Origin of the sequence: Klebsiella sp. C360 (genome assembly GCF_048822415.1) — a bacterium.
GTDB lineage: Bacteria > Pseudomonadota > Gammaproteobacteria > Enterobacterales > Enterobacteriaceae > Klebsiella > Klebsiella quasipneumoniae.
On sequence record NZ_JBMEZZ010000030.1, the window covers coordinates 1 to 7,252 of the forward strand.

At 50.5% G+C, this 7,252-nt stretch carries 7 protein-coding genes and 1 pseudogene; 4 read left to right on the forward strand and 4 right to left on the reverse strand.

Features of this window, described 5'->3' with window-relative positions; translation table 11 throughout:
* Nucleotides 1-5 precede the first annotated feature (5 nt).
* Both ACOI7D_RS27340 and ACOI7D_RS27345 read right to left on the reverse strand, forming a co-directional pair.
* Nucleotides 6-881 (reverse strand): extended-spectrum class A beta-lactamase CTX-M-14, encoded by an 876-nt coding sequence (locus ACOI7D_RS27340; RefSeq protein ID WP_001617865.1) that lies wholly within the window; start codon nucleotides 879-881, stop codon nucleotides 6-8.
* Nucleotides 882-1,130: 249 nt separating this feature from the next.
* Entirely contained in the window at nucleotides 1,131-2,393 is a 1,263-nt protein-coding gene (locus tag ACOI7D_RS27345; protein WP_000608644.1) for an IS1380-like element ISEcp1 family transposase, read from the reverse strand.
* Nucleotides 2,394-2,593: 200 nt separating this feature from the next.
* On the opposite strand from ACOI7D_RS27345, the gene ACOI7D_RS27350 reads away from it, so the two are divergent.
* Nucleotides 2,594-3,625, forward strand: coding sequence for a methyl-accepting chemotaxis protein (locus ACOI7D_RS27350; protein WP_014342102.1), 1,032 nt, complete (start codon nucleotides 2,594-2,596; stop codon nucleotides 3,623-3,625).
* Between the two features lie 152 nt (nucleotides 3,626-3,777).
* On the opposite strand, the gene ACOI7D_RS27355 is transcribed toward ACOI7D_RS27350, so the two are convergent.
* Nucleotides 3,778-4,023: a thermonuclease family protein gene (locus tag ACOI7D_RS27355; protein WP_281162038.1), complete on the reverse strand. Its 246-nt coding sequence runs from the start codon at nucleotides 4,021-4,023 to the stop codon at nucleotides 3,778-3,780.
* 292 nt (nucleotides 4,024-4,315) lie between these two features.
* Between ACOI7D_RS27355 and ACOI7D_RS27360 the strand changes: the two are divergent.
* The 3 genes and pseudogenes from ACOI7D_RS27360 to ACOI7D_RS27370 form a co-directional block, all read left to right on the forward strand.
* Nucleotides 4,316-4,752: pseudogene (locus tag ACOI7D_RS27360) on the forward strand (IS66 family transposase); the annotation flags it as partial.
* Nucleotides 4,753-4,941: 189 nt separating this feature from the next.
* Complete coding sequence (locus tag ACOI7D_RS27365) at nucleotides 4,942-5,316, forward strand: cupin domain-containing protein (protein ID WP_001348195.1); 375 nt, start codon at nucleotides 4,942-4,944, stop codon at nucleotides 5,314-5,316.
* 23 nt (nucleotides 5,317-5,339) lie between these two features.
* Entirely contained in the window at nucleotides 5,340-5,903 is a 564-nt protein-coding gene (locus ACOI7D_RS27370) for a chlorite dismutase family protein (protein WP_001097412.1), read from the forward strand.
* Between the two features lie 250 nt (nucleotides 5,904-6,153).
* On the opposite strand, the gene tnpC is transcribed toward ACOI7D_RS27370, so the two are convergent.
* A partial coding sequence (gene tnpC / locus ACOI7D_RS27375) for an IS66 family transposase (RefSeq protein WP_019704486.1) occupies nucleotides 6,154-7,252 on the reverse strand: 1,099 nt, incomplete at its 5' end.

Consider the following 7,252-nt stretch of genomic DNA (forward strand, 5'->3'; position numbering starts at 1 on the left):
ACCAGTTACAGCCCTTCGGCGATGATTCTCGCCGCTGAAGCCAGCACATCGCGGCGGCTCTCTGCGTTCTGTTGCGGCTGGGTAAAATAGGTCACCAGAACCAGCGGCGCACGACCCTGCGGCCAGATCACCGCAATATCATTGGTGGTGCCGTAGTCGCCGCTGCCGGTCTTATCACCCACAGTCCACGACGTCGGTAAGCCGGCCCGAATGCTGGCTGCGCCGGTCGTATTGCCTTTGAGCCACGTCACCAACTGCGCCCGCTGGGTTTCGCCCAGCGCATGACCCAGCGTAAGCTGACGCAACGTCTGCGCCATCGCCCGCGGCGTGGTGGTGTCTCTCGGGTCGCCGGGAATGGCGGTATTCAGCGTAGGTTCAGTGCGATCCAGACGAAACGTCTCATCGCCGATCGCGCGGGCAAAAGCCGTCACGCCTCCCGGGCCACCGAGCTGGGCAATCAATTTGTTCATGGCGGTATTGTCGCTGTACTGCAACGCGGCCGCGCTCAGTTCTGCCAGCGTCATTGTGCCGTTGACGTGTTTTTCGGCAATCGGATTGTAGTTAACCAGATCGGCAGGCTTGATCTCGACAGGCTGATTAAGCAGCTGCTTTTGCGTTTCACTCTGCTTAAGCACCGCCGCGGCCGCCATAACTTTACTGGTACTGCACATTGGAAAGCGTTCATCACCGCGATAAAGCACCTGCGTATTATCTGCGGTATCGATGAGCGCGACGCCCAGCCGCCCTCCGCTGCTTTTCTCCAGCGCCGCCAGCTTTTGCTGCACCGCACTCGTCTGCGCATAAAGCGGCGCGCTGCCCAGCAGCAGCGGAATGCACGCCGCCGCCGCGAACATCATCCGTTGCACTCTCTTTGTCACCATCTCAAACTCCCAATACGGTCAATCCGTGTTACATCAGTATTCCCTAAATTCCACGTGTGTTTTTTATTAGCTTCAAAAATCACTATTTCACGAAGAATTTAGACTGCTTCTCACACATTGTAACATTATTTACAACCACCTTTCAATCATTTTTGATAAATCATTGATTTCATCTTTGCTGCAATGATACTTAATAAACTCTGCAAGTTATCCACAGAGCAACACTCAATTTTATTGATGATATTCTTATTATACCAGACATTTTTCATACACTCCCTTGTACGGATAGTTTTCCGACAACTTCATGATTACATATCTTGCGGTTTTGATTATTTTTGCTGCAAGAAATACATACTTCAAACGAAAGGTCTTTATTTGCTGTCTGTATTCTGAAGAGTCCAAGGAATCAAACTTGAACAACAAAAATAGGTTATATGAAAGCATCATCATTTGAAACACGGCTTCATTCGCCCAAAATGACTTTAGCAAGAGATGACCCACCGCCATGTCGTATTTGGCTTCTTTGATATAGTTTTCAGCATTACCACGCTTTTCATAGTATATAACTACTTTTTCAGAAAGCAAGGTAGTATTTGTTACAAAGAAAAAGTAGTCGTATTCGGAACCTTCTAAAAGTGATAATTGTGCTCTTTCTTTTTCTGGTTTCAGTACGCGAGATACGACAAATCTTCTGTCTTTTTCCCATTTAACTAATTTTGTATACAGTTCTGTAGTTTCTCTACCTTCTTCTCCTTTAACGAATACAATTGATGAATTCGTTGCTTGTGAGGTGAGTGTAGAATAACTTTTGGCTTTAATTAAATATTTGCATCCAAGAGATTCTATCGTTTCGATAATTTTTTCATCAAAGTAGCCACTATCCATTCGAAATAAAATTTCTAAATCGTCTGATTTGATGTTAGCAACAATTTCTTTGATCATTTCCGCAGCACCGTTTGCAGTGTAAGTATTGCCACTTCTTACAAATCCGGTAACATATGCTTTTAATTCGTCGCAAAATGCAAATTGGATATTGTAGCATCGGTTTCCCAGTTTCTTAGGATTATATCCTTTTGACGCACCTTCTTGATGACCTTCTACGTTAATTACACTACTATCAATATCAATCGTAATGGATGTCAATTTACTTTTAGTGAGCAGTTTTTTAAAGACTTTAAAATTAATGTCTCTAAACATTTGGGTTGTCTTGAAGTTGAAGTTTCCTAGAAACCGTGACACTGTTTCAGGTTCTTTTACGGAAATATCAAACTCGTTGACGAGGGGATCATTTTGAAGTAGCTTTAGACGTTCTAACTTATCAATGCCAATGAAGTGACCGCAGAGCATGGTCTTTATATGATTCATCTTGATTTTATTTGTTGAGTCATTATCAAATACGAGGTCATTTTCAATAAAATCAAAAATCCCATTGCTTTTTGCATTCTCAAGGAGCAGAAAAAGACCTGCATTTGATGTTAGATTCTTAGCTTTGAAATCAATTTTATTAATCATAATTAGAACCCCTTTTTACTACTTTTCTTACTATTATTTTACCATATATCGAGTCATAAAAGCTGATAATTTAACATATTTTTGAGCACTTTTCTTTCACCCAATGGGTGAAAGCTGAATTTCGAAGGAATGCATATTTATCAAGGCTTTGATTATGCTTTTTGAAGTACTGACGTAGAATCTAGGTGTTAGCCACTTTAATGTCAGGAAGCTTAAGCTCTGTTAGTGTTTTGGCTATTCTCTCTCCTCTTGGAAGACTGGTTGAAAGAGCCAGGAATATTTCCAATAACCCATTAAGTCAATCCCTCTACACTGGGCGCACCGATGAGTTTGGCCAAATAGAGTTTGCTTTACGAATGATGCAAGCTGAAACAGGCGCCATAGTAGGTCGCATAGGTGATGCATCAAATCGGCTTAGCGAACACACCCGAGGCCTACTAAAGGATATTGAGTCAAGCAATGTACTTACAGTTGAGCAGCAGGCAGAGACAGATCAAATAGCAACGGCAGTAAACCAAATGGTGGCAAGCATTCAAGAGGTTGCGAGCAATGCACAGCATGCTGCAGATGCGGCCGGAAGAGCAGACACTGAGACGGCATCTGGCCAGCGTCTGGTAGCCCACACAAGCCAGTCAATCACTGCCCTTGAAGGTGAAATTAGGCAAGCCACTCAGGTTATTCATGAGCTTGAAGGTCAAAGTAACGAGATATCAAAAGTTCTTGACGTTATACGAGGGATCGCCGAGCAAACGAATTTGTTGGCACTCAACGCAGCAATTGAGGCCGCGCGTGCTGGTGAGCAGGGGCGTGGTTTTGCTGTTGTCGCCGATGAGGTTCGCAGTCTTGCTGCTCGCACACAGCAATCGACAACGGATATTCAAAGCATGATCAGCGCTCTACAAGAGCGAGCGCAATCCGCTGTTACAGTCATGGAGCAAAGTAGTCGGCAAGCGCACACGAGTGTAGCTCACGCAGAGGAAGCAGCTACAGCTCTTGATGGAATTGGCCAACGCGTTAACGAAATTACCGACATGAACGCGCAAATAGCGACTGCGGTCGAGCAGCAGGGAGCAGTAAGTGAAGACATAAACCGCAGTATTATCAATATACGCGATGCTGCTGATACCAATGTACAGACCGGGCAGAATAATTTGCAAAGTGCGAAATCTGTCGCTCAGTTAACTAGCGCTCTGAGCGAACTGGCAAAACAGTTTTGGGAAAAACGAGGATAACGCTTTTCAGTATCTCGACAGGGATAACTTACTTTACCATCGGTTATCCCTTTTAGCCGCACAAATTTTAGCCATGGCTTTTCAGGAAGTCAGGGCTATCAGAATGGCCTTAGAAAGCCTAGTCAAAGAGCTGTCACGAGAACACCGTTAGCTTAGCGTACGATTTTTTCCGAATTCTGCGGTTCCCCCATGAGGGTTTGCCCCACGTCCCGCCCGTCGATCAGCAGGTGAACAAGGCGGCGGTCGTACTTGTCGGCTTGGCCGGAATCGACAACCTCGATGCGCTGAGCGTTGGCAACCAGTTCGCGGAGGCGTGCGGTTGCCTCGCGGCCCTTCGTCAGCTCGGCGTCGCACCTGGGCTTGTAGGTTTCCGGGGTGTCAATCGACAGCAGGCGCAAGCGTTGACCGTTGTATCGTAACCGTCCGGTGATTCCACCTTGAGCCAAATCGCCTGCCGACCAAAAGGCTCGAAGCTTACCACCCGGTCGATTCCGGTCAGATCCAGAAACGCCTCGTCGATGGAGTAGACATCCACTCTCGATGCCAGAGCTTCCAGGGTCGTCATCACCCGCCGGCTTATATCGCCATTTGTGTGGAATAGAGAATCAATTGGAACGGGGGCTTTGCTCGCCCCCCCTTGAACTTCTCATACCCAACCTGTTTGGCTATAGCTACTGAGGAGATCGCGGTGGCCCACCAAATCTTCCGGTCATCCTGTTCAATTACACCGCTAGCCGTACCCAGGAGGTGCCGCAGCGCCTCCTGGAGGCAGAAAGGCGTCGAGCGTATAGGTTGCTGGGCATGCGCGGCGCAAGTTCATCAGAAAACTCAATCCAAGGGCAAGATCGGCCGAGCGGAGATGGCACTGACTCTTATCAACAAGCTCTACGGCATCGAGCGCGACATGGAAGAGGCGGGCGATGCCCAGCGATACCAGACGCGCCAGTCGCAAAGCCAGGCTTTCCTGGAGCAACTGAAAGCTAGGCTGGACAAAACCCCTCCCCAGGTCACGTCGTCAAAGTGCCTTGGGCAAGCAATCAATTGCCTTGCGAGCAACTGGTTAAAGCTGATCCGCTACATCGAAAGGGGGACACCTGCCCATCGACAACAACCCTGCCGAGCGGGCGAGCCACCTTCTCATGTACATATGACCAAAGCGTCGCCCGTCTCCTCCCGTTATGTCATGCCTACCCACGACGGAGTATTGACGGTCTCTGTGCGCCAGAGCATAGTTTTCCCGAAGGGCGCTTAGGTACATATCTTCATGTGCTGTCCAGGCGCAGTTGCGTTTAGAGTACGTGTCCAATCAGTTTTAAATGGGTGTGAACATGAGAGCAGAAACTGAATCGCGGATTTTTTCGGTGGATGAATATGTTCGTCCGTCTAACGGCGAACCGATTCGTTCGGTTGTTCTGGAAACCAATGACTCTGTCGTCGTTGTTTGGCACGCCCACCCTGGGCAGGAAATAGCTTCCCATGTACATCCTCACGGCCAAGATACTTGGACGGTTATCTCAGGTGAAGCCGAATATCATCAAGGTAACGGCATAGTCACTCATCTTAAAGCTGGAGATATTGCGATCGCAAAACCTGGGCAGGTACATGGTGCAATGAACTCTGGCCCCGAACCTTTTATATTTGTTTCAGTGGTTGCGCCGGGCAATGCCGGTTTTGCGTTGGCTGAGAAATAGGCGAAAGGCCTGAGAGGAAACTGATGAATACACGATTATTTACGTTCGCTGGTGGAGAAACGGGTGTTTGGCGCGTTGTTCGGATGGATGCCGTGGCGGGAGCCCCTCTCCCTGGAATCCCCCGGCTCGACGTAGCCGCTGGCTCTGTTTCGCCGCAGCCTTTGGGCACCAAATGGCTTCTTCGCGGGATAACGAGTAACGAGCGTTATGTCGTGCGTGAAGAGAAGGATCGTCTCGTGGCGAAGCAGCCAAGTTTGGGTCGAGCAGAGGCCACCTGTGCCGCCCTGATCCCTATCCGGAAAAACCCCTCATGGTGGGGACTGGCTCAAGACGAACGCCGGAAGATTTTTGAGGAGCAGTCCCGTCACATTCACATTGGGCTCCAATATCTCCCTGCTGTGGCCCGTCGTCTCCACCATTGTCGGGACCTGGGCGAGAGCGAACCCTTCGACTTCTTGACGTGGTTCGAATATTCCCCGTCTGATGAGCCGGGCTTTAACAGGCTTTTGGCCGAACTCCGGGCCTCGGTGGAGTGGAAGTATGTCGACAGAGAAATCGACATCCGGCTAGTGCATGAGCCGGCCTAGTATCAGGTTTAACTGCGATCTCCGTGCGGCATACACCTGCGACACCCGCAGCCCAGCAAAGCCCGGAAAATCTAGTGTGTCTAATAACTTAGGAGTAACACGACACGTATGCCTAGCGAGCCACCAGTCGCTTGGGAAATTTTCTACTTATGGCCTCCTCTTTCTCTCATCGATCTCCCAGGGCATATCCTGCCGTCTAGAGTTGGCACCTTGTCCAGCTTTCGAAGAAGGCTCTCCATACACGTCCGGCCTACACCTTGTTAGGTATGGCCGGTTTCCAGTTGTGGGGCAATAGCTCGTCGATGGCGTTGTTCTTCTGTGTCGGCAGGCGAGTCAGCACATCCTTCAGGTAGGCATAGGGATCATGCCGATTCAGCTTCGCTGACTGTATTAGGGTCATGACCGCAGCCGCACGTTGACCACTGCGCAGTGAACCCGCAAACAGCCAATTGCTGCGCCCCAGCGCCCAGGGTCGGATCTGGTTTTCCACCCAGTTGTTGTCGATGGGCACAGCGCCATCGTCCAGGTAGCGCGTCAGCGCTTCCCAACGTTTGAGGCTGTAATCCAGGGCTTTGGCCGTGCCGGAGCCATCCGGCACTTTCTGGCGATGGGCCAGCATCCACTGATGCAGCGCATCGGCAAGGGGTTTGGCTTTGGTTTGCCGGATTTCCCGCCGCATATCCGGTGGCAGATCTTTGGTTTCCCGCTCGATCTCGTAGAGTCCACCGATGTATTCCAAGGCCTTGGCCGCCAATTCGCTCTTGTTGGCCTCGTGCAGGTCATAGAACTTGCGCCGGGCGTGGGCCATACAGCCGATTTCGGTAATGCCGTTGCCGAACCCGGCCTTGTAGCCAGCGTAATCATCACAGACCAGCTTGCCCCGCCAGTCACCCAGGAAGGTTCGGGCGTGTTCGCCTGCACGGCTGGGTGCGAAGTCGTAAATAGCTGCCTTCAGGTCGGCAAACGGTGTGGTGCAGTAGGCCCAGACGTAGGCCTTGTGGGTTTTCTTCTTGCCCGGGGCCAGCATGCTGACCGGGGTTTCATCGGCATGCAGAACACTGTGTTCCAGCAGAGTATTTCTCAACGCATCCACCAGCGGCTGCAACTGCACACCACAGGCACCCACCCATTCGGCCAGGGTGGAGCGCGGGATTTCCAGGCCGGCACGGCCGAACATGCGTTCCTGACGGTACAGCGGCAGATGGTCGGCATACTTGGCCACCAGCACCTGGGCCAGCAGGCCAGCGGTGGGGATGCCTTTGTCGATCACCTGCGGTGGCACCGGTGCCTGGATCAACGTCTCGCAGCTGTCGCAGGCCCATTTGCCCCGGATGTGACGTTCAACGGTG

Bases quoted from the DNA above. Each gene is read 5' to 3' on its own strand.
- ACOI7D_RS27340 (WP_001617865.1), bottom strand. From the start codon at position 881: ATGGTGACAAAGAGAGTGCAACGGATGATGTTCGCGGCGGCGGCGTGC.
- ACOI7D_RS27345 (WP_000608644.1), bottom strand. From the start codon at position 2,393: ATGATTAATAAAATTGATTTCAAAGCTAAGAATCTAACATCAAATGCA.
- ACOI7D_RS27350 (WP_014342102.1), top strand. From the start codon at position 2,594: ATGTCAGGAAGCTTAAGCTCTGTTAGTGTTTTGGCTATTCTCTCTCCT.
- ACOI7D_RS27365 (WP_001348195.1), top strand. From the start codon at position 4,942: ATGGGTGTGAACATGAGAGCAGAAACTGAATCGCGGATTTTTTCGGTG.
- ACOI7D_RS27370 (WP_001097412.1), top strand. From the start codon at position 5,340: ATGAATACACGATTATTTACGTTCGCTGGTGGAGAAACGGGTGTTTGG.